Source organism: Verrucosispora sp. WMMA2121 (genome assembly GCF_027460185.1).
In the GTDB taxonomy this organism is placed as follows: Bacteria; Actinomycetota; Actinomycetes; order Mycobacteriales; family Micromonosporaceae; genus Micromonospora; species Micromonospora palythoicola.
In genome coordinates this window covers 1-26,560 of sequence record NZ_JAPZBH010000007.1, presented here as the reverse complement: position 1 = coordinate 26,560, position 26,560 = coordinate 1, and the positions used below count along the sequence as shown (strand labels likewise).

The 26,560-nt window shown below is 68.4% G+C and carries 23 protein-coding genes, 1 tRNA gene and 3 pseudogenes; 19 read left to right on the top strand and 8 right to left on the bottom strand.

Features of this window, described 5'->3' with window-relative positions:
- Positions 1–198: 198 nt before the first annotated feature.
- The 9 genes from O7605_RS31735 (at position 199) to O7605_RS31695 (ending at position 7,491) form a co-directional block, all read left to right on the top strand.
- Positions 199–888, top strand: a complete 690-nt coding sequence (locus O7605_RS31735) for a hypothetical protein (protein WP_269742357.1) — start codon at positions 199–201, stop codon at positions 886–888.
- A gap of 91 nt (positions 889–979) precedes the next feature.
- Complete coding sequence (locus O7605_RS31730; protein ID WP_269742358.1) at positions 980–1,708, top strand: hypothetical protein; 729 nt, start codon at positions 980–982, stop codon at positions 1,706–1,708.
- Positions 1,709–1,720: 12 nt separating this feature from the next.
- Positions 1,721–2,317: a hypothetical protein gene (locus O7605_RS31725; RefSeq protein ID WP_269742359.1), complete on the top strand. Its 597-nt coding sequence runs from the start codon at positions 1,721–1,723 to the stop codon at positions 2,315–2,317.
- A 178-nt stretch (positions 2,318–2,495) separates the two neighbouring features.
- Positions 2,496–3,749, top strand: a complete 1,254-nt coding sequence (locus O7605_RS31720; RefSeq protein WP_269742360.1) for a helix-turn-helix domain-containing protein — start codon at positions 2,496–2,498, stop codon at positions 3,747–3,749.
- A gap of 70 nt (positions 3,750–3,819) precedes the next feature.
- The gene (locus tag O7605_RS31715) at positions 3,820–4,809 is read left to right on the top strand and encodes a DUF932 domain-containing protein (RefSeq protein ID WP_269742361.1); all 990 of its coding nucleotides are present in this window, start codon (positions 3,820–3,822) and stop codon (positions 4,807–4,809) included.
- Between the two features lie 89 nt (positions 4,810–4,898).
- Positions 4,899–5,333, top strand: coding sequence for a hypothetical protein (locus O7605_RS31710; protein ID WP_269742362.1), 435 nt, complete (start codon positions 4,899–4,901; stop codon positions 5,331–5,333).
- A 43-nt stretch (positions 5,334–5,376) separates the two neighbouring features.
- A complete protein-coding gene (locus O7605_RS31705) occupies positions 5,377–5,775 on the top strand; it encodes a hypothetical protein (protein WP_269742363.1) in 399 nt (132 codons plus the stop codon).
- Between the two features lie 98 nt (positions 5,776–5,873).
- Positions 5,874–6,203 carry a hypothetical protein gene (locus O7605_RS31700; protein ID WP_269742364.1) on the top strand — a complete coding sequence of 110 codons (330 nt, stop codon included), beginning with the start codon at positions 5,874–5,876 and terminating at the stop codon, positions 6,201–6,203.
- A gap of 265 nt (positions 6,204–6,468) precedes the next feature.
- Entirely contained in the window at positions 6,469–7,491 is a 1,023-nt protein-coding gene (locus O7605_RS31695) for a C40 family peptidase (RefSeq protein ID WP_269742365.1), read from the top strand.
- Positions 7,492–7,626: 135 nt separating this feature from the next.
- On the opposite strand, the gene O7605_RS31690 is transcribed toward O7605_RS31695, so the two are convergent.
- Positions 7,627–7,776, bottom strand: a complete 150-nt coding sequence (locus tag O7605_RS31690; RefSeq protein WP_269742366.1) for a hypothetical protein — start codon at positions 7,774–7,776, stop codon at positions 7,627–7,629.
- 416 nt (positions 7,777–8,192) lie between these two features.
- Between O7605_RS31690 and O7605_RS31685 the strand changes: the two genes are divergently transcribed.
- Complete coding sequence (locus O7605_RS31685) at positions 8,193–8,705, top strand: helix-turn-helix domain-containing protein (RefSeq protein WP_269742367.1); 513 nt, start codon at positions 8,193–8,195, stop codon at positions 8,703–8,705.
- A 248-nt stretch (positions 8,706–8,953) separates the two neighbouring features.
- Here the strand turns inward: O7605_RS31685 and O7605_RS31680 are convergent.
- A pseudogene (locus O7605_RS31680) lies at positions 8,954–9,665 on the bottom strand (IS256 family transposase); the annotation flags it as partial.
- A gap of 81 nt (positions 9,666–9,746) precedes the next feature.
- Between O7605_RS31680 and O7605_RS31675 the strand changes: the two are divergent.
- On the top strand, positions 9,747–11,309 hold the full coding sequence (locus O7605_RS31675) for an ISL3 family transposase (protein ID WP_269742368.1): 1,563 nt from the start codon (positions 9,747–9,749) through the stop codon (positions 11,307–11,309).
- 27 nt (positions 11,310–11,336) lie between these two features.
- Here the strand turns inward: O7605_RS31675 and O7605_RS31670 are convergent.
- Positions 11,337–11,921 (bottom strand): annotated as a pseudogene (locus tag O7605_RS31670) (transposase); the annotation flags it as partial.
- A 516-nt stretch (positions 11,922–12,437) separates the two neighbouring features.
- On the opposite strand from O7605_RS31670, the gene O7605_RS31665 reads away from it, so the two are divergent.
- From O7605_RS31665 to O7605_RS31655, 3 genes are all read left to right on the top strand, one after another.
- Positions 12,438–12,815: a hypothetical protein gene (locus O7605_RS31665; RefSeq protein ID WP_269742369.1), complete on the top strand. Its 378-nt coding sequence runs from the start codon at positions 12,438–12,440 to the stop codon at positions 12,813–12,815.
- Positions 12,816–12,852: 37 nt separating this feature from the next.
- Positions 12,853–14,172, top strand: coding sequence for an IS701 family transposase (locus tag O7605_RS31660; protein WP_443084017.1), 1,320 nt, complete (start codon positions 12,853–12,855; stop codon positions 14,170–14,172).
- Positions 14,173–14,623: 451 nt separating this feature from the next.
- Entirely contained in the window at positions 14,624–14,929 is a 306-nt protein-coding gene (locus tag O7605_RS31655) for a hypothetical protein (protein ID WP_269742370.1), read from the top strand.
- Positions 14,930–15,198: 269 nt separating this feature from the next.
- On the opposite strand, the gene O7605_RS31650 is transcribed toward O7605_RS31655, so the two are convergent.
- Positions 15,199–17,946 (bottom strand): BTAD domain-containing putative transcriptional regulator, encoded by a 2,748-nt coding sequence (locus tag O7605_RS31650; RefSeq protein ID WP_269742371.1) that lies wholly within the window; start codon positions 17,944–17,946, stop codon positions 15,199–15,201.
- 126 nt (positions 17,947–18,072) lie between these two features.
- Between O7605_RS31650 and O7605_RS31645 the strand changes: the two genes are divergently transcribed.
- Entirely contained in the window at positions 18,073–20,046 is a 1,974-nt protein-coding gene (locus tag O7605_RS31645; RefSeq protein WP_269742372.1) for a hypothetical protein, read from the top strand.
- 278 nt (positions 20,047–20,324) lie between these two features.
- Here the strand turns inward: O7605_RS31645 and O7605_RS31640 are convergent, their stop codons facing one another.
- Positions 20,325–20,891 (bottom strand): hypothetical protein, encoded by a 567-nt coding sequence (locus O7605_RS31640; RefSeq protein WP_269742373.1) that lies wholly within the window; start codon positions 20,889–20,891, stop codon positions 20,325–20,327.
- Between the two features lie 618 nt (positions 20,892–21,509).
- Between O7605_RS31640 and O7605_RS31635 the strand changes: the two genes are divergently transcribed.
- Positions 21,510–23,219 (top strand): recombinase family protein, encoded by a 1,710-nt coding sequence (locus tag O7605_RS31635; RefSeq protein ID WP_269742374.1) that lies wholly within the window; start codon positions 21,510–21,512, stop codon positions 23,217–23,219.
- On the opposite strand, the gene O7605_RS31630 is transcribed toward O7605_RS31635, so the two are convergent.
- Positions 23,201–23,284, bottom strand: a tRNA-Leu gene (locus O7605_RS31630). The genes O7605_RS31635 and O7605_RS31630 overlap by 19 nt on opposite strands.
- Before the next feature lie 99 nt (positions 23,285–23,383).
- Between O7605_RS31630 and O7605_RS32245 the strand changes: the two are divergent.
- Positions 23,384–23,659 (top strand): annotated as a pseudogene (locus O7605_RS32245) (tetratricopeptide repeat protein); the annotation flags it as partial.
- Between the two features lie 782 nt (positions 23,660–24,441).
- Here O7605_RS32245 and O7605_RS31620 read toward each other — a convergent pair.
- Both O7605_RS31620 and O7605_RS31615 read right to left on the bottom strand, forming a co-directional pair.
- A complete protein-coding gene (locus O7605_RS31620) occupies positions 24,442–24,579 on the bottom strand; it encodes a hypothetical protein (protein WP_269742799.1) in 138 nt (45 codons plus the stop codon).
- Positions 24,580–24,654: 75 nt separating this feature from the next.
- Positions 24,655–25,170 (bottom strand): hypothetical protein, encoded by a 516-nt coding sequence (locus tag O7605_RS31615; RefSeq protein ID WP_269742800.1) that lies wholly within the window; start codon positions 25,168–25,170, stop codon positions 24,655–24,657.
- Here O7605_RS31615 and O7605_RS31610 point away from each other — a divergent pair.
- Both O7605_RS31610 and O7605_RS31605 read left to right on the top strand, forming a co-directional pair.
- Entirely contained in the window at positions 25,163–26,113 is a 951-nt protein-coding gene (locus O7605_RS31610; protein WP_269742781.1) for a fibronectin type III domain-containing protein, read from the top strand. The genes O7605_RS31615 and O7605_RS31610 overlap by 8 nt on opposite strands.
- Before the next feature lie 217 nt (positions 26,114–26,330).
- Positions 26,331–26,560, top strand: a 230-nt coding sequence (locus O7605_RS31605) for a hypothetical protein (RefSeq protein ID WP_443084018.1), incomplete at its 3' end; no start/stop codon positions are given.

Sequence of the window (26,560 nt, the reverse complement as noted above, 5' to 3'; positions counted from 1 at the left end):
CGCCGCCCGTCTGTTTCCCCTTTTCGGATCTGCCCGCGCCAGCGGAATCACCCACAGCCCACCCTCCCGGTCGGCCCGTGATCCACACCTCGCGCCCCACACGGCAGCTCTCCTGGTCCAGACGCCGCGACCCGGTGGCACCACCCTGCACACCCATCCATGCATGCCCCGCCCCTGTCGCGAAGGGAGCACTCCGCCATGCCCAAGCCCACGCCGCTCACCGACAAGGTCGTCACTGTCTGCTTCGGCCCCGGCGAGGACGCCGACTGGTTCGCCGCCTCGGAGAAGGTCAACGACCTTCTGCACGCCAACGGCACCCCGGCCCGCCGCTACCGCGTCCGGCACCGCCGCTTCATCGGCTGGCTGACCCGGTTCCTCGGCTACTACCTGCTCGACGCCGCCCGCCGCTTCGGCGCGGTCACCCTCGCCGCCGGAGGCCGCAAGAGCCGCCTCGACCTGACCGGCACCACCGCCCAGGCCGCCCACGCCGCCGGCCTTCGCTGGCGTGCGTGGAACACCCACATCAACGCCACCACCCGGCCCGCCCGCCCTTGGGAGGACTACCTCGCCCAGCACCACGCCGACCCTGGCACGGTCACCCTGAACGAGGCCCGCCGCCGCTTCGAGCAGCAACCCCGCGTCCTGGCGATGCTCGCCGCCTCGTTCGACCCCTACGAACTGTCCGTCTACCAGGCCGGCGAAGCCACCTACGTCGGGCTCCACTGGCGCATCGCGCTCATCGGCGACGCGCTGATCACCACCGACGGCCGGCTCCTCGCCCCGGCCAGTGACTCTGTCGCGGACCGGTTCCGGTTCCTCAACGAGGCGTGCGCCTACCTGCGCGGCCTGCGCTCCAGCGCACGCCTGTGCGCCGTCGCCATCGCCTGAGCCCTCCCGCCTAAACCTCCCATGGCCGGTCGCAGCCCCCGCGGCGACCGGCCATCGCCATGCCCAGCCCGACCAGAGAAGGAGTTCCTCGATGTTCCTGACCGATCCGGTGTTGCGGCGTATCGCCGCCGACACCAACGACGTCCTGCCCGAGCACCTGTGGCGCCACGACACCGCCACCCCCGAACCAATCGGTGACCTCGCCCGCATCCTGCACACAACCGCCCGCGACTTCACCGACAGCACCACCAGCCTCGACGAGGCTCTCGCCCGGGTGGGCATGCTCTCCACAGCGGCCCGGCACGCGATGGCCGCCCGCGCCGACCTGCACATCGCCGCCTACCAGCAGACCCTCACCGACGCGCTCGTCGCCCGCGAACGACACGCCGTGCTCGGAGCCGCGCTGCTCACCTGCTACCGCGCCTGGCGCAACCACCGGCCGATCGCAGACGGCGACGAGCGGCACCTGCTCCTGCGGCGCTGCGATCCGTCGCGCGGCGTCGCGACGCTGCGGCGTACCGACCCGCACACCTGGCAGGTGACGCCCGACGCCGAAGCCGCCACCGCCTTCGACATCCCCTATCCGGATCGCGTTGTCGGCGAGGTCACCGAAACCGACCACGGGTGGACGCCCACCGCCTACATCGCCCGGCCACATCAGGCACCGCTGGCCACGGTGTATCCGCTGCCCGTGCGCGGCGAGCTCGCCTCGGCCTGCCGGTCACTGCTGCGCTGGTGGCACCTGCGCCACTCCGACGCCTGGCGCAACCGAACCCCGACACAGCTCACCCCCACCGAAATCGCCCACCTCACCTCCTGAGCAGGTGGCCTGATGCGGCACCGCAACACGGTCGGCCGCTGGATCACCGCGACGACCGGCCGCACCCTCGACCAGCACGCCACCGACCCCGCTCCCGCCGCCGCACACCTACCCGAAGCCGCCGCCAACCTGCGGCACCTGCGCACCGAGCTGCTGCTCGCGGTCGACCGGCTGCGCACCCTCCTGATCAACGAAGACGACCTGCACGGATCCACGAGCACCGTCGCCGGTCCCGTGGACACCATCAGGGAGCTGGCCCGCGAGTACCGGTACGCCCGCAACTGGATCGACACCCTCATCGGCGACGAGGCACGGGCCGCGTACGCGCAGACGCATCCCGGCCAGACGGTACGGCGGCGCTACGTCAACAACCCCGGCGACACCATCCTGGTCGTCCTGCCCCACACCGACTCCTGCCGCAGGCAGAACCTCCCCGGACACACCACCCGCATCCGGGTCGGCACGTCCGACGCCGCACTCCGCCCGCCCGGCAGCGTCAACCCGCTGCGGCTGTCCCACGCCGACGCCGGCATCTACCGCGACCCGACCGAAGACCGTCTCTACGTCCTGAACACCGGGGCCGACGAGACCGCCGGCGCCGGCCACTAGCGGCCGCGTCACGCAGCCCCGAGAGCGACCGGGCCGCCATCCCCGCAGCACCCCACACGGCAGCGCACCGCATCCACGTGCCTGCCGCGCTGGCCGCTGCCCGCGCGGCCCGGCGCACCACCGCCCGGCACAACCCGTGCCGGGCGTTCCCAACCGCAAATCCCCCAAGGAGGGACCGATGGAAAACCTGTCCCTGACGCCTGCCACGCAGGCCGTCCTCGACGCCTTGACCGAACTCGGTCAGGGCAACGTCCACGAACTGGCCGACAAGGCCGGCAAGGCCCGCTCGACCACCGACAAAGCCATCAAGACCCTCGCCGACGCCGGACTGATCGCCGCAGTGGACACCGACGCCGACCCGGCCGAAGGCACGCCCACCCGGTGGACCCCGGCGACCCCCACGGAGGCCACCGACGCCGCGCCGGACGACCCCGGCGGCGAGCACACGGCCAACCCTGACGAGACCGCGCAACCCGACGGCACCGACCTCGACAACCCGGCCGGCGAGCCGGACACCGGCGACACCGAGCCGGCCGACCAGACCGGCAACGAGATCAACGGCGACGAGGACGCAGACGAGGAGCCCGACGACACGGCGGACGAGACCGACCGGGACGACGCCAGCAACGAGGGCCCGGACGACGAGGACAGCGGCGCGGACGACGAGGGTCGGACGGTCGCCGTGGTACAGCCGACGCGCCCCGGTGACCGCAAGGTCATGGCCATCAAGGGCGTCCTGGCCGACTACAGCGATGCTGGCGCGACCCTCGACCTGATCGTCGCCGAAAGCGGCATCGGACACGTCACCGCCACCCGGCTGCTGACCGCGATGGAGCAGGCAGACGCCGCCCGCCGGCTCCCCGGCGAGCCGCAGCGGTGGATCCCGGGCCCCACCAAGGCCAGCGAGGTCGACCCGAACCCGGAACCGCCCCGCTGCCCGCTCTGCCTTCAGGTCATGCGCGGCCTGGCGAACACGCCGACCGCCACGGCGGCCGTGCAGCCCCTGGTCCGTCCGGACGGCACGCTGCACATTGTCGGCCCGGACGGTGAGACCCACGTCGTCACCCTGCCCACCCGCGCCACCCCCCGCACGGCGAGCACCGCCCGCACCGTGGGCCGCGTCAGCGGCGACGGGACCGTCAACGCCGACGGCAACCAGCCCTTCGGCCGGGGCGAGTTGGAAAAGCTCACCCTCGATTATCTGGCCGCCAGCCCCGGCCGTCAGATGACCCCGCAGGACATCGCCAGCGCGCTCGCCGCGCAGCTCAACCGGCAGGTCAGCAACGGCGCGGTGCGTAACAACCTCACGAAGGCCGCCGCCGCCGGCCGCATCCTCCTGGTCTCCGACAACCCGCTGGCCTTCGTCCACCCGGCACCCGCCGACAGCGGCGCTGCCGCCGAGGCGGACGCGGACAACACCGACCAGTCCTGACCCACACCCACCATCCCGGGGGCCGAGCTATGCGCTCGGCCCCCGCAACCGCATCCGAGAGGAGAACCCCGTGCCGCACGACCTCGAAACCTTCACCGACGGGACGACCGCCTTCGCCAGCGCCCGCCTGTCGGCCTGGCACCAACTCGGCACCGTCACCCAGGACACCATGCGCGCCGAGGAGATCATGGCCGCCGCCCGACTCGGCGACTGGGGCGTACGCACCATCCGCACCGTCGGCATCGACCTCGTCAACGGCGTCGAAGTACAGATCCCCGCCGATGACAAGCGGATGACCGTCCGCCGCAACCCGGTCACCGGTGAGACGGAGTATCTGGGCATCGTCGGCACCGACTACACCGTGGTCCAGAACGAGCAATGCGCCGAGATGCTGGACCGCCTGGTCGATCAGGTCGGCGGCGCACACTTTGAGACCGCGGGCAGCCTGCGGCGCGGCAAGTCGGTGTTCGTCACGATGAAGCTGCCGCACGCGATGGAGATCGCCGGCGTGGACCGCCTGGACCTGTATCTGATCGGCACCACGTCGCACGACGGCACCGCCGCCCTGCGGGTCGACGCCAGCCCGATTCGGGTGGTGTGCGCCAACACCCAACGGGCCGCGTTCGCGCACTCGGTCGGGCACTACACGTTCCGGCACACCTCCAACGTCAACTCCCAAATCAGCCAAGCCCGCGAGGCACTGGGGCTGATGTGGAAGTACATGGAGACCTTCGAGAAGGCCGCCGAACGGATGCTTCAGACCGCGATGACGATGCGCGAGTTCGAGCAGGTCGTCGGCCAGGTGTGGCCGGTCAAGGACACCGCCTCGGAGCAGACCCGCAACAACGCCAAGCAGCGCCTCGGCACGCTGAAGTACCTGATCCGTGAGGCCGACACCCAGAAAGCCATCTCCGGCAGCAGGTGGGCCGGTTTCCAGGCGATCACCGAGTACCTCGACCACTACCAGCCCGCCAAGAACGAGATTGCCCGCGCCAACCGGGTGGTCACCGGCAATGTCGGCGACCTGAAGCTGGCGGCCTTCGACCTGCTCAAGGTCTGACCACACATCGCCCACCAGCCGGGGCAGCGGCGCCGCTGCCCCGGCGCTATCACGGAGGGAAGGGCCATGACACGGCCGAGCACGACCAGGTGGGGTTCAGACCGGGCGGGCAGCCGATGAGCGGCCACATCCGCCACCACCGCGACCTACGGCAGTCGGTGTGCGGACTCCGTGCCACCGACGTGCAGCGGTGGGAGACCGAGAACCCACCGCGCATCGACGACACCTGCGAGGACTACTACACCCTGCTCCCCGAGGCCCAACGACCCGACGACGCCAACCACCCACTCGGAGACGCCACGCTCATCGACACCCTGCGACGCATCGTCGCCGACCGCCAGCACGCCAAGATCGACGGCGTCATCGTGGACGTATGGTCCGCCGCCGTCACCGTCCTCATCTGGGACCAGCTTCGTGACGACAAACGACAGCGACTGCTGACCCTGCCCTCACACGAGCTGATCCTGCGCTGCGTCGCGATCTCCACCCGCCTCACCAACAACCGCAACGGGGGCAGCACATGACCCGCCCCGACAGCCGCAGTGGTTCCACTTCGGGCCGCCCTGGGTGTTCTCCATCGACGCCGCACGGGCGCTGATCGCCGCCACGCCCCGCGACACCCAGCCTCTCGATGTCGCGACGTGGGCGACCGCATACGGCCTGACCCGGCTCGACGACCCGCACCAGCGGGTGGCCAGCTTGATCGGGCCGACCAGCACCGCACTCGACCGGGCCTACGCCATGACCACCGACCTGAAAACACCGGTGATCGTCGCCCAACTCGACATCAGCGGGCACCCACCCGCCCCGCTGCTCATCGACGGAACCCATCGCCTCTACCGCGCCTGGCGCGAGCACCTGCCGCGGCTGCCCGCCCACCTGCTCACCGCCGAGGAGACCCGCCAGGTCCAGGACAACACCCTCCTGCGACCCGGCCGGACCTCCATCACCGGGCCGCCGACCTGAGCGACGGCACTGACCACCCCACAACCGCGTACACCCCGGAAGCTGCCCACCACCGGCGGCGGCCGAGGCGTGCGCGCGTAGACGTTCGGAGGAACCCCATGGCCTACATCCCGCCGTGGCAGAGGCTCTGCGACTGCCGCTGCCTCGTCCACCACCAGCAGCCGCGCACCACCTACACCGACCCCGACTGCGCCTGCACCATCACCTGCGCCACTCAACCCCTCACCCTCCTGGCCGACCGGTGGGGCTGCGCCCTGTTCCTCGACCACGGCGGCGACCTGTGGCACGTGCCCGCCATGGCCAACGGCACCTTCGACTGGGCCTACGCCGCCGAAATCGACAGCCGCCACGACTCCTACGACGCCAGCCGGACCATCGAGCACCTGCTCCGTCAAGCCGCCCACGTCCTCCAGGCATCCATCAACTGACGCGACCGCTCAAGGTGGGCCGCCCGCGAGGGCGGCCCACGGCCCTTTTTGCGTTTCACGCGCGGCACCGCACCCACCGCAGCGTCTACGAGCGCGACTGCGACCGCCTGCCACCGCTACGACCTGATCGCCAACTTCCTCCGCGATATCCCGCCAGGCGGCTGCCGCTCATCTATCGCCCACAACCACAGCACCGCTCCACGCCTGCCGGACGAGCACCCGCGCACGCCGGCCCTTCTTCGTCTGCGACGGAAGGTCAATCGCCATGACCAAAGCCATCATCGGTGTCGTCACCATCGTCATCGTCGCGTGCTTCGGACTGCCCATGGTCCTCCTGTCGGCCGTCACCGGCGGCGGCTCCAACGGATGCGGCATCGTCGCCGCGCCCGCCCTGCGCCCCACCGGACCGCGGCCCGACATCGGCACCTGGGACACCGAGCAGCGAGAGATCGCCGCGACCATAATCGACGTCGGCGTCGCCAAGGGCGTCCCCCGCTGGGGATGGGTCGTCGCTGTCGCCACCGCCATGCAGGAATCCGGCCTGCGTAACCTGCCCCACCTCGGCGATGGCAACGACCATGACTCGATCGGGGTGTTCCAGCAACGCCCAAGCCATAGATGGGGCACCGCCACGCAACTGTCCGAGCCGGCCTACCAGGCCGGGAAGTTCTTCGACAAGCTTTTGACCGTGCCCGGCTGGGAGGCGATGCCACTCACCCACGCCGCCCAGAAGGTTCAGGTCTCCGCGTTCCCCGACGCGTACGCGAAGTGGATCGACGACGCGTTACACCTGGTGGACCAACTGGCCAACACCCTCACCGACTGCGCCACCGGCGCGCTCGCCGCCCTCCCGGACGGATTCGCGCTACCCGCGAACACCCCACCCGCCGTCGCCACCGCCATCTTCTGGGCGGCGAACCAGCTCGGCACCCCGTACCACTTCGGGGGATCATGCACCGACCCCCACTCCGGCAACCCTGACAAACAGTGCGACTGCTCATCCCTAATGCAGGCGGCGTACCGAGCGGCCGGGATCCCCATACCCCGCGTCACCACCGACCAGGCAAACACCGGCAAGCCCGTGGCCGACCCGACGCTTCTACTGCCCGGCGACCTCATCCTCATCGCCGGCAGCGAAGGCACCGTGGCCAACCCACGCCACGTCGGCATGTACCTCGGCGACGGACTCGTCATCCAAGCTCCGAAAACCGGCGACGTTGTCAAGATCACTCGACTGAGCAGGTGGATCAACCAGACTGCCGCGATCCGTCGGATCGTTTCTTGGTGAAGTGTAGGTTCTCAATAGATCTTTCGGTTTCTCATCGATCTGTCGGTGTACTTGTCGGTTCCGAAAGATAGCTGAGAAGTTTGCGTGGCCAGGTGCCCGACGTGCGGCAACCTGGCCACGCTCAGCCTAGCGGAGCTACGGCGCGGCTTTCCGTGCTTTAAGCACACCGACGGATGCAGCGATAGCCGAGATGATTCCCGAGACCGCTGCGACGCGCGGGGCTGGCATGGCAAAACTCAGGCCGAGAACCGCAATGACGGCCACCAGAACAATGATGATCACCATCCTCCGCTTGCCAGGAGGCCCCCACCAGGGGTGATGATGGATACAGGACTTGGTCATCGGACCCCGTCCTCTCTGCCGGCAACGCCGGCGGTTCTGGCCCGCCCGACGTGCACGAGTTCCTGCCAAGGCCATGAACGACGGGCGGGCCGCTCAAACTCCGTGCCTACAACGCTAGGTAGCCCCTGGGAGTCTGTTCAACGATCAAGAGACAATACGAGTACAATCCGCGCTATTGACGAGACAACCGGCAGGAGCCCATGCCGCGACGACCAAACCCCCTCCAGCCTGACGACGGTCCACGTGCGCGGTTTGCCCTTGAACTACGCGCGCTTAGGGACAGTCGAGGGGCGACCGCTCCGAGCATTGATCAGATCAGCGTTCAACAACGTGTACCGAGATCCACCCTCTACGCCGCGTTGCGTGGGGACCGTATTCCCACGCGTGACATCCTGGCGATCATCGTTAACGCCTGGGGTGGTGACGAGGCCGGATGGATGGCGAAAAGAAGCGCCGTGGAGGGTGAGCTGGAGCGAGATCGACGCGCGACCTTGTCGACAGACCGCACATCACCCAGTGCAGTGACCTCCTCCCGCACACGCGGAAATGCTGGTGACAATGAAGCCCGCGGTGGAAACGACGAACGTCGGCAGTTGGTGGAGTTCCTGCAACGTGTACGCGCTCAAGCTGGTCAACCGACTTTGCGGCGAATCGCAATGGCCGCCAACGTGCCTGTCAGCACGCTGTCGGACACGTTCAGCGGCAAGAGGTTGCCGAGGTTCGACACATTGCAACAGATCTTGATGGCGCTTCGGGTGGACCCCGAGCTTGCGCTCGCGGTGAGGCACGTCTATGACCGTGCCCTCGACCAGGAGCGTCAGCTTCGCGATCAACGCCGTACTCGGCTCACCACACCTGAACGAGGTCGGTAGACCTGACCCGGCGCTACTTCGATATGGCGCTGCATCTCAACGACCTCCGCTGACATCCGGCTTCGTCCGGCTTGGTCCGGCCTCGTCCGGCTCTCAATCGGACCAAGCCGCGCCTGATCGGCAACTCCCGGCAAGAGCAACTCTCACCCGCTGATCGGGTTGGACGCCGCAGCCGGACACCGCCACCGGATCTGTTAGTCCCCGCCGCGGGTCTGTCAAACGAACGGTGTAACTCGGGTTGTTGGCGTCTACTTGCGGCCTGCGGACAGGCGTCCTTCGAAGGCGATGTCGAAGGCGTTGAGGGCTGGCTTCCAGCGGATGGTCCAGCGCCGGCGGCCCTGCCCGGTGGGGTCGAGGCTCATCACGGCCAGGTAGACGCATTTCAGCGCGGCGGCCTCGTTGGGGAAGTGGCCGCGGGCGCGGACGGCGCGGCGGATGCGGGCGTTGACGCTCTCGATGGCGATCCGTGGAGCAGACGACGGTGCGGATCTCGGCGTCGAAGGCCAGGAACGGCACGAACTCCGCCCACGCCTGCTCCCACAGCCGCACGATCGCCGGATACTTGCCGCCCCACGCCTCGGTGAACTCGGCGAACCGGGCCCTGGCAGCAGGCTCCGTGGGCGCGGTGTAGACCGGCCGCAGGGCTTTGGCGATGGCGTCCCAGTGCTGCCGGCCGGCATACCGGAACGAGGCACGCAGCAGATGGATCACGCAGGTCTGCACCACCGCTTCGGGCCACACCTCGCCGATCGCGTCGGGCAGCCCTTTGAGTCCGTCACAGACCACCATGCACGCGTCCGCGACACCGCGGTTCTTCAGCTCGGTGAGGACCTGCAGCCAGAACTTGGCGCCCTCACCGCCGTCACCGGCCCACAGCCCAAGGATGTCCCGGGTGCCCTCGACGGTGACGGCCAGGGCCAGGTAGATGGGCCGGTTGGCGACCTTCCCGTCACGGATCTTGGCTCTGTCGCCGATCTTGTGATGTGGACGGTTCGATTCGGGACGGGGCAGTTTCGTTGATCATGTCTGGCGTGTTCGTTTGTGGAGCAGCTATTGCCACACCTGTCGGGTCTGTCGATCGAGGCTGTTGAGCAGCGTGCCGGCGTGATGGTGCTGTCGGGTCGGGCTCGGACCGCGACTGCACGGTGCGGCCGTTGCCAGCAGCGGTCGGGCAGGGTTCATGGGCGTTATCAGCGGCGGCTGCGGGATGTCGCGATAGCGGGGACGGCGTTGCTGCTTCAGGTGCAGGTCCGGCGGTTTCGCTGCGACAACACCGGCTGCCCCGCGAAGACTTTCGCCGAGCAGATCGATGGGCTAACCGTGCCGCATGCGCGGTTGACGCCGGGGCTGCGGAGTATGCTGACGCAGATCGGTTTGGCTCTGGCTGGCCGGGCCGGTTCCCGGCTGACGTCGGTGATCGGCGCGGCCGTGGGCCGCGATACGTTGTTGCGGCTGGTCAGAGAGTTACCCGATCCGCTGATGCCACCTATCACGGTCCTCGGCGTTGACGACTTCGCGTTTCGCAGAGGTCGTCACTACGGCACCGTGCTGATCGACATGGCCAGCCGGCGTCCGGTCGACGTGTTCGACGGCCGTGACGGCGACAGCCTCGCCGCATGGCTGCGGCAGCACCCAGAAGTTGAGGTGATCTGCCGCGACCGGGCCGGCGGCTATGGCGAAGGAGCCCGCACCGGTGCCCCGGACGCGGTGCAGGTCGCGGACCGGTTCCACCTCTGGCAGAACTTGGGCCAGGCGGTGGAGAAGACCGTCAACGCGTGTTGGTCCCGGCTTGTTGCCCCGGCACCGCCACCAGCCGACGACACGATGCCCGCCGAGGTGCAGCCGCCACCTGAGAAGAAGATCGTGACCCGCCTTCGTGAACACCATGCCGCCGTTCACCAATTGGCTGCTCAGGGCATGAACAAGTCGGCGATCGGTCGCAAGCTCGGCCTGCACCAGGCCACTGTCCGCAAATACCTGAACGCTGCCAGCGTCGCCGAGCTGACCGCCGTCACCGAGCAACGCGCGCACCTGGTCGACGACTACGTCGCCTACCTGCACCAGCGCTGGAACGAGGGAGAACGCAACGCCACCCAACTGTTCCGCGAGATCAAGCAGCAGGGCTATCCCGGCGGGGAACTGGCCGTCCAGCGTTACCTACGCCGCTTCCGCAAAGGCCTCGGCCACGCCCCGCACCCCGGCCCGAAACCGCCGTCAGTGCGCCAGGTCACCTCATGGATCATGACCCATCCCGACCATCTCGATCCCCGTGACACGGCCAAGCTTCGTGATGTTCGCAGCCGCGACCAGGACCTGAACCGGCTGGTCAAACACGTGCGAGCCTTCGCGGTCATGATGACCGGCCGACACGGCGAGCGCCTCGAAGAGTGGATCGCCGCCGTCGAACACGACACCCTCACGCCACTGGCCGGATTCGCCCGCAACCTACGCCGCGACCTCGACGCCCTCCGCAACGGCCTGACCCTGCCGCACAACTCCGGCCCCGTCGAAGGCACCATCAACCGCCTCAAAATGATCAAACGACAGATGTTCGGCCGCGCCAGCCTCGAACTGCTTCGCAAACGCGTTCTGCTCGCGCACTGATCTGCTTCACACAACCGGCGACAGAGCCCGGATCTTCACGTGCACCGCGTCCAGGAAGATCACCGGGTAGACCGGGTCCAAGGGCCGGTTCTGCCACTCGGTCATGCCCTCGACAACCTTGTCAGTGATCGTCGAGATCGTCTGCCGTGACACGTCGGCACCGTAGACCTCGGCGAGGTGGGCCTGGATCTCCCCGGTGGTCAGGCCCTTGACGGACAGCGAGATGACCATGTCGTCCACGCCGGACAACCGACGCTGCCGCTTGCGGACGATCTGCGGCGCGAACGACCCATCCCGGTCGCGCGGCATGTCAATCTCGACCGGGCCGACATCGGTGAGCACCGTCTTGGCCCGCACACCGTTGCGGGAGTTCCCGCCGTTCTTGCCCGCCGGGTCGCCCTTGTCATAGCCCAAGTGATCGGTGATTTCGCCCTCAAGCGCTGATTCCAGGACTCGCTTCGTGAGCTGCTGCAACAGACCGCCGTCGCCGGTCAGCTGCAGACCCGCCGCACGGGCCTGCTCCACGATCTGGGCGACGAGTTCCCCGTCGAGACCCTCCGCCGGTTGTCCCGGCCCGTTCTTCGCCACCGCGGCAGTATCCACGGCGGCCATCGATCCATCAGACATCAGGTGCTGCTCCTTGATCAGGAGTTACACCGTTCGTCTTACAGTCCCACCCCTGGTAACGCCGAGGCGCTCAGCGTTACGGCAACGCCGCGATCAACCCCGCCAGGCCAACATCAGAAGCCGGCAACGGACCGTTCCGCGAAGAAACCGACAGATCCGTGAGACAAACCGTCCCGACAAATAGGTGAGACGGGCATGGAGACCCAGGTCAACAACCAGGCGCCCGACATCTCAAATGAGATCCCACATCAAGGTTGTACGTTCTCCTCCTCGCGGCGCGGCGGTCTGCCGGACAACCCGCCGGAGCCGTCCCGGCATTTCGCAAACACCCCTCAGGACCGGCAAGGAGGAGGCCAGCTTCATCCGGGGATCGGGCAGCGCGACGGGGGGTCATGCGCCTCCGAACGCCTCGTGCGACCGCCCGCTACTCTGTCCCTCGTGGATTGGGTGACTGGGTTGCGTGCACGGCCCGCGACCATGCGCCCAGCGAGATGCGCGGACATGGTTCTTCTCCGCAGCGACCCCGGGACCGGCAAGAGCGAAGCCTTCGCGCATGTCGTGGCGAAGCGTGTCGCGAGGAAGCTGACCAGGTTCTACGACAAGACCACTGGCTTATCGGTTGACGCATCCCCCGTCGACCTCAGCCGTGGCATTGTGCTGGTTAGCGATGCACTCAACCAGATGTTGGCTGGATTCTCCTGGCCTGGCTATCAATCGATAGAAATCGACTTCCGCAACGGCGCACCTCCCGTCAATCTACGCTTTCGCCTCGACGCAGACGGCCACCCGAAGCCTCGCGATCCAATCCGGCTAGTACGGCAGCCGCCGTTTGAGATGTCGCTGGTGGGGCCGGGTAGACGAGGTGCGGCCACCGCGTGATCGTCTGTCTGCTGTGGACATAACTTCAGATCTGGCGGTGGCCGCGTGCCACAGCGTAAACCCTGCCCGGTGGCGGCGGGTTCTGGCCGGGGTGTGTGATGCGTTCGCGGGTCGGTTCGGGCGGGTCGAGCCGCGGCGGGCTGCGGCGGCGTTCGTGACCGGGCTGCTGGCGGATATCGAGGTCAAGACGTGCTGGCAGTTGGCGGAGCAGGCCGGGCATGCCCGGCCGGACGCGATGCAGAGGCTGTTGTATCGGGCGGTGTGGGACGCCGACGCCGTCCGCGACGATCTGCGTGACGTGGTCGTGGCCCGGTTCGGTGACTCGGACGCGGTGCTGGTCGTTGACGAGACCGGGGACCTGAAGAAGGGCACGCATACGGTCGGGGTGCAACGCCAGTACACCGGCACCGCCGGCCGGATCGAGAACGCGCAGGTAGGGGTGTTCTGTGGCTACGCCAGCCGGCATGGGCACACACTGATCGACCGCCGGGTCTACCTGCCGGTGTCGTGGACCGATGACCGGGACAGATGCCAGGCCGCCGGAGTTCCCGACGAGGTCGTCTTCGCCACGAAGTCCGAGCTGGCCGCCGACATGATCACCGCTGCCCTCGACGCCGGCGTCCCCGCTGGGTGGGCGGCTGCGGACGAGGCCTACGGCAACAGCAGTGTCTTCCGTGCTCACCTGCGCGAACACCACCTGGGCTACGTCCTGGCCGTGTCCCGCAGCCACCTCGTCCCCCTCGACGGCGGCAAGACTCGGGTGCGGGCTGACCGGGTCGCCGCCGGCCTGCCCGCCTCGGCGTGGCAGCGCCGCAGCGCAGGCGCCGGATCCAAGGGCCCACGTTTCTACGACTGGGCCTGGCTCGACGACGTCTGCACCGACGCCGACCCCGACGACGGCGGCCACCACAGCCTCCTGATCCGCCGCAACACCACCACCGGTGAACTGGCCTTCTACCGCTGCTGGACACCCAGACCGGCCACCCTCGCCCAGCTCGTGAGGGTCGCCGGCATCCGCTGGACGGTCGAGGAAAGCTTCCAAGCCGCCAAGGGCCAGGTCGGCCTCGACCAACACCAAGTCCGCCGCTGGGACTCCTGGCACCGCTTCACCACCCTCGCCCTGGCCGCCCTCGCCGTCTTGGCGATCTGCGCCGCCGAAGCCGACGATGATTCCACCGACACCGGTCTGATCAAGCTGACCGTCAACGAGACCCGCCGGCTGATCAACACCCTCGTACTCCGCCCGATCCGCGACCTCGCCCACCGTCTGCGCTGGTCAGACTGGCGCCGCCGCCATCAAGCCCGAGCCCGCCAAGCCCACTACACCCGACGCCTCAACCTCGAACTCCAGCCATGATCCCGAACGGCGGCTGCCGTACTAGTTCCGTGGTGGTCGAAAGCCGAGCGCTTGCTATGTGATCCCGTAGCACTGAAGCACGTCAAGCGAAAAATCGATGAACGTCGGACTTGGCACCTACTTCCCCCGCGTGAGGTGTCATCGAATCTACGCCAAGTGCGTACCGCCCGGCACGAAACAGCCACAAAGACCGCCGATCCGGGGCCACCTTCCCGTTCCGACATCGGCCGCATTCTCGCACGTCGCGCGGAGATCATCCTTCGGCGGATTCTTGGCCGGACTTTCGCGTCGATTCCTGCCGCGAAGCCGTTGCTAGTTCCTGACGTCGACCATTCGATCGAGAGCCATCGCAGCCGTGCGCCTGGAAAAGCCCGAAAGACCCTGCGACCCCTTGTCTTTCGGGAGCTAGTGATCGCGTAGATCCGGGCTCCCTCTTCTTGTGGAGCCCGCCGTGCCAGCCTTTCCCGCCAATCTGCTTGGCGACCTGCCACCAGCCGCCCTAGTCGTCGGCTTCGCCGCCTTCCTTGCATATAAGGCGGCTTGTCGAATCATCGACAAGCCGCTAATTCTTGCCACGATCGTCGGCGTCTTCGGGAACGAGCAGCGCCGTAAGGACGCTATAAAGATTGTGGGCAAACTCTGCGGCGATGAACAGGAACCAGAGAAAGAGGACACTCCATCAATTGCTCAAACTCCGGCCACCGTCGACAATGGCAGAGGAAAACGTGATCCCACGTGTCCCACCACCGACAATTAGCCAGGTTGAAGCTCCTCGACAAGCAAGTTAGATCAGCGAATAGCTGGTAGGATCCTGCGGTCGGCGGCATGAATGGCGGCGGTCGTCGTGTTGGATCCTCAGGGTTCGTCCAGCCGTCGCATCAGCAACGCGGAGGGAAACCGCCAACGTGACCGGCACTTTTGCCGCCAGCCAGGCATATCCTGCTCGCTGCTGGAACACGTCGCACTACAGAATTTACAGAGACTCGCCGCTGCCGGGGGTGGAGGGACTCGGCGCGGCGGTGACGCTCACTTATCGCGCAGGCTGACGCGAAGTTGAGTTGCCAGCGTGATCGTGTCCTCCTGTGGTTCGGTGTCGATGTCGGCGAGGGCTTTGGTCAGGGCGCGTAGCAGGGTTCGGATGCCGTCGGTGTCGCCGAGGGCGTGGCGGGCGCGCATGGCCTTGCGGTAGGTGGCCTCGTTGTAGCGGTCCAGGCCGATGGCTTTGTCGAGGAGGTCGGATGCGGCCTGCGGATCGTGGTCGAGTAGGTCGTCGGCGAGCAGGAGGTGGGCTTCGGTGCCCCAGCGTCGGACCGCCTCGCGGTGTGGCTGCAACCACTCGTAGTCTTGGCCGTCCGCTAGCGGTGCGTTGTAGAGGTCGCATGCGGCGGTGAGTAGCTCCCGCCGACGCGGCTCGGTGGCGATGCTCGCATCGCGCATGAGGTCACGAAGCCTCCACACGTCGATGTCCACGGTCGCGGGGTCGAGCCGGTACCGCCCGGCGACCTTGATGACGTAGGCGTTCTTCGTGTCCGCGGTGCCGGCGCGGCCGAGCACGTGCCGCAGGTTCGAGGCGTTGGTGTGCACGCGTTGGTCGGCTTGGCTGATGCGAGCGTCGGGTTCGAGGTATTCGCCGATCTCCCGAGTGGCGGCACCGTCCGGGTGCACGGCGAGGTACACCGCCAGTTCCAGTGCCTTGGCTCGTAGCGGTCGGCCAGTTCGGGTGATGTTGTCGATGCGTGGCGATCCGAGTACCCGGAGCTGTGCCTTGACGGTAGTGGAGTCACTTGCTGGCGGCGCGGCGACCGATTGTATTTCGTCGGCTGTCTCAGACTGGGTCCGGCTGGTGTGGAGCGGAATGGGCGCCGGTATGGCTGGTGAGGTGATGGTGGGCGTTTCGCCGGTCTGTGCCTCACGCAGTGTGGTCAGGAATGCGACCGCGGTGGCCCCGTCGAGGACGGCGATGCGCTCGCCGAGTGGCGATGCTGTGGAGCTTTCGGGATTCCGGGCGCGACCGTCGGTGGTGACGGTGATGGTGGGGCCGGGTGGCCAGGTGCCGAGCAGCAGTGCGGTGACGGCCAGGTGGGAACCGGTGCTGAGGGCGGCCTGCACGCGGTGGAGGATGTCCGGTGCTGGTGTGGGGCTGATCAGCAGCACCGGCGGAAGCGCCTCCTCGTCCGGAGCACGATGGTGTAGGTCGTCGAGGTCGGTGAGGCTTTGCTCGTCGAGGATGCGGGTGCGGTGCAGCAGCATCGCGTCGAGGATGTTCAGGGCGTGGTCGAGGTCGTCGGCGACGTGTAGGCGTGGCCATGGTGTGAGCGCGGTCGGCTCGAGGCCGGTCAGGGTGGCGAGGGTGGCGTGGTCGATGACGACTTCGCCGCGACGGTTCGGCTCGCGGGGGCCGCCGGAGACGAGCATGGCGACCAGGGCGGCGCGAGCAGCCGCGTCCGCGCCGTCGCCGACGAGACCAACCCCGCCGGGTGGCAGCAGCGATAGGTCGGTGACGGCGCCGGCTCGTGGGGCCAGGTCTTCGGCGGCGGGTAGGTCCCGGTTGCGTACGACGTGACGGTGTACCTCGGCCACTGCCTGCGGCATCACCGGCGGGTTGTCGGTGCCGGCACTGCCGGGTTCGTGGGGGATGAAGCGGCGGCGGCGTTGCAGCCACGTGAGCGCGGCGGCGGCGCTGATCGCTGCGGCCAATGCCCACGGTAGGAAGTTGCCTCCAGGTAGCTCTAGGCCGTCTCGATCGCCGGACGGTGCGGATGTGCTCTGCTCGGAGGCCGGGCCGGGAGAATCACCGTCGCTGGATGCCTCGGCGGATGGCTTCGGTGTATCCCGTGTGGTGGGTTGGTCCGGCAGGGGGACGTCTGGTGCCGTCGGGGTAGTGGGCGATTCGACTTCGCTGGAGGCGTCCTCGTCATCCGGGAACGCTGGCGTCGGTGTGGACGGTTCGGCAGGTGCAGACGGCGGGTCGGCCGGTTGGCGGGGTCGTGGTGGGGCTGGGGTGGCGTCGGCCGGTGGTGTCGCGTCGGGGGGTAGGCGGAGTTCCCAGCCGGGGTAGATGAGGTCGCAGTCGCGTAGGGTGCCGCCGACGGTCGGGAAGTGGCGGTGTTTGTTCAGGGCGCAGATGTCGGGCCACCGGTTGGTGTCGCCGAGCCAGGCGGCGGCGATCTTCGACAGGGTGTCGTGGCGTTCGACGGTGTAGACGTAGCGGGTGTCGGCGACGCGGATGATCGCCGGACCGCGTGCGATGGCCTGCTGCGGCACGGTCTCGGCGATGCCGGTGGAGACGATGACGGGTGATCGGTCACTGCCGGTGCTGCCGGTCAGGTGGGTGGAGGTGACGGCGAGAGCGGCGGTGCCGGCCAGGCCGAACACCATTCGGTGCAGCGGGGCGGGCAGCCGGAGCATCGGGATCCGCCAGCGGGTCACGACGGCGACCAGCTCGGCGATCAGGAGGAGGGCGAAGGTTGCCCAGAGCAGCCACAGTGCCCAGACCGCCAGCCCGGTCAGCATCTCGATGGTCAGCCGTTGCTGGGTCTGCTCGATCCAGGCGGTGGCCTCGGCCCAGGTCGGGAGTCGCTGCAGCGGATTGCCGGCGACCAGCCACAACAGCGCAGGCACGCCCAGCAGGTAGACCACGGCCCCGATCGCGCTGCGGATGACTCGTCCGGCGCGGCCTCGCGGGGCGGGAGGTGGTGTTTGCCTTGGGTGGTAGACGGTGGGACGGGTGCCGTACTCGGTCAGGCGGTCGTTGGTGTGCGCGGCCTCCGGCATGACACGGCCCCTCCCCCGAACGAAATGGCCATCGACCTGTCCCGCATACACGCCCCTGCATGCCTTCGGCCATCCCACCGAGAAGGATTCTCACCATCCGCACACAAAGGATCACCATCGGCGAATGTGGTTGACGTTCTCCCGACCCTGCACGCGACACTGCCGGGCATGTCCAGCGGGGGGCCACGGCTGTCGATCGATCTCACCTCACCAGCCGTCGCGGCGACCGTCGACCGGTCAGGCACCCGGATCCCGGTCCTCATCGGCGGACAACTCGTTCTGCCACCCGGCGTCGCCGTCGCCCCCGGCGGGCGCCTCTACTTCGGTGTCGATGCCACCGCCGGCCAGACACTGCCCGCCGACCATCATTTCGTGCCCGACCCGGTCAACCAGCTACGCGCCGCACCGGACCCGACCGACGTGGACCCGGTCGACGTCGTCGGAGGGCTGCTGCGGCACGTCGCCGAGAACGCCCGGCACCAGATCGGTCAGGCGGTCACCAGTCTGACCCTGACGATTCCCGCCGGGTGGGGACCACGACGCCGGGACCTGCTCACCACCGCCGCGACCCGCGCCGACCTACCGCCACCGACGCTGGTCACCGCCCCGGCCGCGCTCGCCACCTACGCCACCACCACCCTCGGGCTCACCGCACCCGCCGGCACGTGTCTGCTCGTCTGCCACGCCGACCAGCACCCGCCCACCCTCACCGTCCTGCAAACACACACCAACGGCTACCACGAACTCGCGATCCACGTGATCGACACACCACACGACCTGGACCAGGCCCTCACCCACCACGTCATCACCACTGCCACCACCCACGACGATCCGCTGCGGCACCGCATCGCCCAACCCGACGCCGACCGGGACGTGACAGCGGTACGCGAAGCGGTCCGGCAGGCCCGACACGCCCTCACCACCCAGGACCGCGCACCGGTGCTGCTACCCGCACCACGCCCACCGACAGTCATCACCCGCACCGACGTCACCACCGCCACACAGCCACTGCTTCAGCAGATCCCCACCGCCGTCGACGCCATCCTCGACGCCGCCGACATCACCCGCGACCACCTCGTCGCCGTCATCGCGCGCCAAACCGGACCCGTCCCCGACCTGGTCGAGACCCTCACCACCGCCGCCGGCGCCACCGCCAGGGCGGTCGGGCATCCTCACGCACTCGCCGACGGCGCCCTGACCCTCACCACCACCACGCACCACCGCACCGCCACAGCCGCCGACACCCCACTGCCCCGCGTCCGTCTACGCATCAGCGACCTCATCGCCACGCTCCTGCTCGGCGGATCATCCCTCGCGATGCTCCTACAAGCCGCCTACGGCGCCGACATCCGCGCCATCGACGGCCGCGTCGTCTTCGTCAACACCTCCCTGTCCGAACTCGGCGCCGCCAGCGCCTTCGCCGTCCTCACCGCCTACGCCGTCGCCTACCTCGCCCCCACCACCTGGCTCGCCGGACCACCCACCACCAACAGCGAACCCACCGCGGGACGCCTCATCCGCCACGCCTACCTCGCCGCCGCCGCCAGCGGCCCCGTCGCCGGCATCCTCTACGGTCTCGCCGTCGGCACCATCACCGAGTTCACCTACCGGCCCTTCCTCACCTGGACCCTCGGCTGGACCCTCCCCCTCGCCGCCTGCGCCGCCGTCATCGCACTCGCCGCGCCCCACATCCCCGCCGACGACCTACCCGCATGGCTCACCCGCGCCAAACCCGCCACCCTCCACGCCACGATCGGCGCCACCGGCATCCTCCTCATGATCACTTCGATGGCGCAGATGCCCATCAACAGCCCAGGCGTCGGCCTCGTCGGCATCACCGGGGCCGCCCTCATCGGCGTCGCCACCGGCCTCACCATCACCCGCATCCGCGCCGTGCGCGTCATCATCGCCACCGGCCTAGCCATCGGCTACGCCCTCGTCCACACCTGGCCCAACCACAACGCCCTCATCATCGGCTACCTCCTCGCCCTCACCTGGTGGGCCATCCACCTCACCGCCCACACCCTCCGACTGGCCTTCTCCTTCCGGGCGAAAGCAACCCTCCAGCGCCTGTCCGGGGATAGAAACCAGACGTCGTAACAAGAGAGACAGTGAGATCGACACAGGTTGGAGGAGCCGAGGCTGCGCGGCGCCCGACCCGCTGACCATCCCCGCAGCCTGCGGCCGGACCGGTGCAGGTCAAGCGCCCGAGCCTCCAACAGCGGCGTCGTCATGGTCGTCGGGCAGCAAATCGCCCTCGCTTCGCAGATGTCCACTACGAACAATCATGGTGCCCTGACCTGTACTCGCAGGTCCTCTGAGCTTCGAGAACAGTCCACGACCGACCACGGTCGTCCCCGCCTGTGTCACCCAGTCAGTCACTCATCGGTGATCGCTGTAGCGCGTGCCCGGAGATCAGCGTCGGATGGCCTCCCCAGCCCTTCTGACGGTGTGGTCTTGGGCACCCGACGCCAAGGACGAGGAAGGGCGAGGGCGACCTTGGCTTCGTTCAAGAACTTCTGGCGCAACGTCCAGAGATTCTGCCGCATCTGTAGATCTCGCTCCAAGGCATCGCGTAGCGGACTGTCGAGAAGTGCCAGGTAGCGCTTTGTCTCGATGCGCAAGTGCTGAGCCGCATCTACGACCCGCGGTGCTGCCAGTAACCTCAGACGGCTCTGCATCGTCCGCATCCTGCGTTCTGCTGCCTTCGCTTGCGCTCGGTGGCAAGCGTCATCAACCGGTGGCCAAACTTCAGGCTTCCCTTCCCGAATGGCGTGCTTGACCGCGTCCTTGCTCTCGAAACTGGCATCAACGAAGTCCACGAGCACTTCAACCAGGGTTTCCCGGGCCCACTTGGCATGCTCCCGACGGCCGGACACGACAAGGTTCACACCGGCAAGCACAGCGGCGAGAGAAGCGGCGACCGCGGAGATGATGGCAGGCATCGTTCCCATCCCACCATCGTGATGCTGTAGCGCAATTGTCAGCAAATATCGCACCAACGACCATCGTGGTGCAAACCTGGCACGAGGGCCTACGTAACGGGACGAGGCCGTAGTGGCGATGCGGCGCATGCGCTCCGGGCAGGCCCCGCCTGCCCGCAATGCCGGCCCGAGGGGGCGCAGATGCTCCGGGGTCAAGGGCGGCCCCAGGGCGATCACGTAGCGACGCGAAGCGCCCTTGAGGTCGAAGGGGCGGCCCCGCATCCTCCGCACCGCATCCCACCACGGCCCGCAGTGACTCGCCCATCGAGCAATGCTCGATGGACTCTTTTGTACCCGCTTCGAAAGCGAATGGAGGTCGCCATAACCAATTCATCCGGTGCGAGAGCGCCGCCGGTTCCATTTGGGGAACATCCTGAATAGCGAATCAGAACGACATGGATCAGCCAACGACAACTACAATGTAGGCGGGCCACAACACCATTCGTCCGACCCGTTGGTAATGCTGCCCAATGCGCCACCCACATTCGACGCACCCGCCACTAAGGCGCTGCTTCGGCTACTACTGAAGGTCCGCGACCGACGCAGCGAGCTAAAGACGCCTAACACGATGGAGCCTTTGTGAACGCGCATCAACTCATCGGACGCTCACGCTACTCGCATTGCTTCGCATTCTACGGGCGAGTCTCCACGGAAGACAATCAGGACCCAGAGTCTTCCTACAACTGGCAGTTCCTGCTCGCCGAGAATCTCGTCAAGCCCGTCGGCGGAGAGGTAGTCACCAGCTTCTTCGATGTTGGCGACAGCCGCTCGATTCCCTGGCCTCGTCGTCCGGAAGCGAGTCGGCTCCTGGCTGCTCTCAGAGACCCGAACCGAGGCTTCGACAACGTGGTGATTGGGGAACCCCATCGCGCCTTCTACGGCAACCAGTACAGCCTGACTGTTCCGGTCTTCGCCCACTTCGGCGTCAGGCTGTGGGTGCCAGAGGTCGGCGGACCTATCGATCCGGACAACGAGGCCCATGACCTGGTGATGTCGGTCTTCGGCGGCATGAGTAAGGGCGAGCGGACCCGCGTGAAGGTGCGGGTCCGCAGCGCCATGGCCACCCAGGCACTCATGCAGGGCCGCTACCTCGGCGGACGACCACCGTACGGCTACACGCTCAAGGATCTTGGTCCGCATCCGAATCCGCAGAAGGCGGCCGATGGCAAACGTCTGCACGGCCTTACGCCAGACCTACAGACCGCCCCCGTCGTGCAACGCATCTTCCGCGACTTCCTCAACGGTAACGGGATCTTCGCCATCGCAGAGGCCCTGACCAGCGAGGGAATCCTCTCTCCCTCGGCCTACGACCAGGAGCGCAATCCTCACCGTGACGGTCGTGCCTGGGCGAAGAGCGCCGTCCGCGTGATCCTCACGAACCCCCGCTACACCGGCAGGCAGGTCTGGAACAAGCAGCGCACCGACGAGGTGCTCGTAGACGTCGATGATGTGGCACTGGGGCACATGCCGGTCATGCGTTGGAACCCGCGAGACAAGTGGATCACCTCACAGGAGGTCGTCCACGAACCTCTCGTCAGTGACGAGGTTTTCAACGCCGCTCGCGAACTACTCGGGTCGCGAGCGCACAAGCCCGCCACCCACAAGCCACACCGCACACGGCATCCGTATGTCTTGAAGAGCCTCATCTACTGCTCGGTGTGCCAGCGCCGCATGCAGGGCCAGCACTCCCACGGCGTCGCCTACTACCGGTGCCGCTACCCCTCCGACTACGCCCTGGCCAACCGTGTCGATCACCCCAAGAACGTGATCATGCGCGAAGACCGGGTAATCGGCCCGATCGACCACTGGATCGCCTCCGCTTTCGACCCCTCACAACGCGATCAGACGATCGAGCTGCTGGCTCGCCAACTCGGCGCAGAGGTCCGGCCGGCGATTCCACGGCAACCGGCCGCTGGCGACATCACCGCGGAGTTCGACAAGAAGATCGCCCGCTACAGACAGGCTCTCGACGAGGGAGCCAGCCCGGCGGTCGTGGCGGGCTGGATCGCCGAAGCTGAACAGCAGCGCGACAAGGCGCTGGCAAGCCGCCCCGCTGCACGCGAGTCCGACGCCATCGACTCGATGACCGCCGAGGACATCGCCTCGCTGATCGCCAACCTGGGCAACATCGCTGCGACGCTGAAGGAGGCAGACCCCGAAGACAAGCTCGACCTGTACCGAAGCCTACGGCTGAGGCTGACATACTCCGCAGAAACACAAACGGTGCACACCGAGATTGATCTCGGCGAACACCGTTGGGATTTGGATCGTGTCCGAGGGGGGACTTGAACCCCCACGCCCTATACGGGCACTAGCACCTCAAGCTAGCGCGTCTGCCATTCCGCCACCCGGACCTACCTGTCCAGCCTACCGTGTCGGCCCCGGTGATCCCATCACCCGAAGGCCGCCCGGTGGGCTGCACGGGGAGTTACTGTACACGCCCCAGATGGATCATGCACATCGGCATCGGGTGCGTCTGGCCGTCGCGGCACGGGGTTCGCGGCAGGCCCTCGCCGGGTAGCGTCGAGGTGCCCGTACCCGGCAGCATGGGCCCCGTGCCCCATGCTTCTCCCCTGGCCGTCGCTCAGCAACGGGCCCTCGCGCTGCGTGCTGCGGGTAATCTCGCCGCCGCCCGTGACCTGCTGATCGAGGCGGTCGAGTCGACTCGGCCGCCGTTCAGCAAGGATCATCCGGACATGCTCAGCACCGCTCACCTGCTGGCCAGGCTGCATCGGGAGGCGGACGACCCGAGCGCGGCCCGGCGGGTGCTGGAGGAGGCGTTCGCCGCCGGGGAGCGTCGCTGGCCGCATGCCGATCCCCTGATGCTGGCGTTGGCCTTCGAGCTGGGGTCCGTCGCGGACGAGTTGGGCAACCGCCACGAGGCGCGCCGGAACTACACCCGGGTGGCCGCCGCCGGCCCCGCCGTGCTCGGTGCCGACCATCCTGCAGTACGCATGTCACGGGAGTACCTCGGCGACGCCGCTCCCGCCCCGCAGCCCGTGGTCCTTCCTGCCTCCGATCCTGGCCCGGCTGGCCGGTCGGCTCGGGGGGCTCTGGATGAACCTACGGTGTCCCTGGCCGCGCTCTCCACGCTGTGGAAGCCGCACGACGCCTCGACTGCGGCGCCGCCCTCAGCGTCGGGATCCACGCCGGCCATCGATCATCCTGTTTCCGGCGGCCCGGGAACGGCGGGCGTCTTTCACCCACCCGGCTCACCCCAGGGTCCCGGCGTACCGCCGCCGGTCATTCCGGCGGCACCACGGACGTCTGCCGAGCCGAACCCGCCACAGATCCCGCCACCGCCCACCGTGCCACCGGCAGCGGCGCCGCAGATACCGCCACCAGCCGCCGTACCACCGGCAGCGGTGCCGCAGATCCCACGTCAGATTCCCGCATCCGCCGCGTCGCCTGCCCCTCGGATACCGCCGCCGTCCGCCGGACCGCAGGTTCCGCCTCCACCCGCGGTGCCTCCGCCACCAGTGGTGCCGCGGTCGCGGACCGCCTCTCAAGATCAGTCAGTCCGCCCGGCCGACCAGGCCCGATCGGCTGCGGTGCCACCCGCGCCGATGGTGCCGCCGGTCTCGCCTGCCGCCGTGGCCGAGCCCGTCGGCACGGTGCCGGCTCCGTCGTCGCCCGCGGCGTCGCTCACGACGCCGGTCACACCGTCGAGCGGCGCGGCTCGTCAGCGGGTCGAGGACGAGGAACAGACGGGCGTACCGCGTCCCTATCCAGCCGCCGACGGGTCGACGTCGGCGCGGAGCGGGGCCGCCTCGACCGGGCATCCCGAGTGGGCCCGGCCCACGATCCGCGTCCAGCAGATCGGGCCGCTGTTGGACGAGGAAACGGCGCGGGCCGGTGGTCCGCCCGTACCGCCGGAACCGGCAGTTGGTGTGCCCTCACCGGTGAGCGCGGCCCCGGCCTGGTCATCGGCGGTGACCGGACCGTCGGCCGAGGAGCAGCCGGTCAGTGCTCCTCCCGCCTCGGCCTGGTCGGTCAGCGCGCCACCGGCGCCTGGGCAGCCCGCCGAGGCACCTCGGAGCCAGGCCCAACCGCTCACTGCACCGCCCGTCAGCACACCACCCGTCAGCGCACCACCGAGCTGGGCACCGCCCGTCAGCGGACCACCGACGAGCGGACCACCCGTCAGCGGACCACCCGGCTGGGCGCCACCCGTCAGCGGACCACCGACGAGCGGACCACCCGTCAGCGGACCACCCGGCTGGGCGCCACCGGTGAGCACACCGCCGGGTCCGTCCGTGCCCGCGCACGGCGCCGCACTGGTCAGCCCGACGGCCGGCCCGCACGAGATGACCGCACCACTGCCGCAGCCCGGCCCGACCAGCGGACCGCCGCGTCACGCGGCGACCAGCGGAGCGGCCGGCTACATGTCGTCTACCAGCGGACCATCCGGCCATGCACCGCCGACCAGCGGAGCAGCCACCGACGGACCGGCTGACCACCCACCGACCAGCGGAGCACCCGTCAGCGGGCCGGTCGGCCACCCGCCGACAAGCGGAGTTCCCCACCCCGCACCCGTGCCGTACCAGCCGGTCAGCGGTGCGTCGTACGGCCAGGTTGGCGGACCCGGCCCGTACGGGACGGGTGCCCAGCCGCACGGCCCAGCGGCCTATCCGCAGCCCGGCGGTCACGGTGCGCCGCCGCCCTATCCGGGGCCGGCCGCGTCGCCGGCCTGGAGTCGGTCCGGTTCGCAGCTTCCGGGGGTCGCCGCGCCGTACCAGGGACCGTTGGCGATGCCGGGCGGGGAGCCGACGGCGGGCCGCAACCGGGTGGCGATCGTGGTGGCGGTGGTGGCGGTCCTGGTGGCCCTGGCCGCCGTGATCGGGGTGGGTCTGCTGGTCCTGGACCGGCGGGCCGCACCGCCGACGGAACCGACGACGCCGTCGCTCGGTGCGGTGGGCCCGCCGCCGGGAAACCTGACGATGCGCGACGACACCACGACGATCACGTTGACCTGGACGGATCCGTCGGACGGGCTGGTGCCGTTCATGGTGGCCGGCGGGCGGACCGGGCAGTCGCTGGGCATGATGGCCACGGTGGACCCGGGCCGGACCAGCTACACGGTCAACGGGTTGAGCACCCTGGTGAACTACTGTTTCGCGGTGCTCGCCGTCTACGACACCGACCAGTTCGCCACCTCCGACCAGGTGTGCACGTCACGGTAGACCGCGCCGACCGGCTGACCGGCGGACGACCGGTCCCGATCGGACGATCCTGGCGGGACACGCCGACGACACGCCACGCTGGGTGTCCACAGGCGGACGGTGCGGGTTCCCGGCGTCCGTAGCGTGACCATATGATGGCTCCCGGCTCAGGGGAGGGGTCGCCGGACGGGGGCGCCACCTGCCGAGACGACACGGGAGGCTGCCGGCTGTGGCGAGCATCGACGAGGCCGTTGCGACCGGGACCCCACGATCCCGGTCCCGGGTACGCGGTGGTCTGGTCACCGTGGGTACGGTGCTGGCGTTGCTGGCGGCGATGGGGCTGACCGTGCTCGGTCTGGGTTCGGCGGACAACGCGGTGGCCAACTACGACGCGAGTTCGTGGTTGTGGAGCGCCGCGCGCAGCGAGTTGGCGCGGGTCAACGGGGTCACCGCGCGGGTGGACACCCG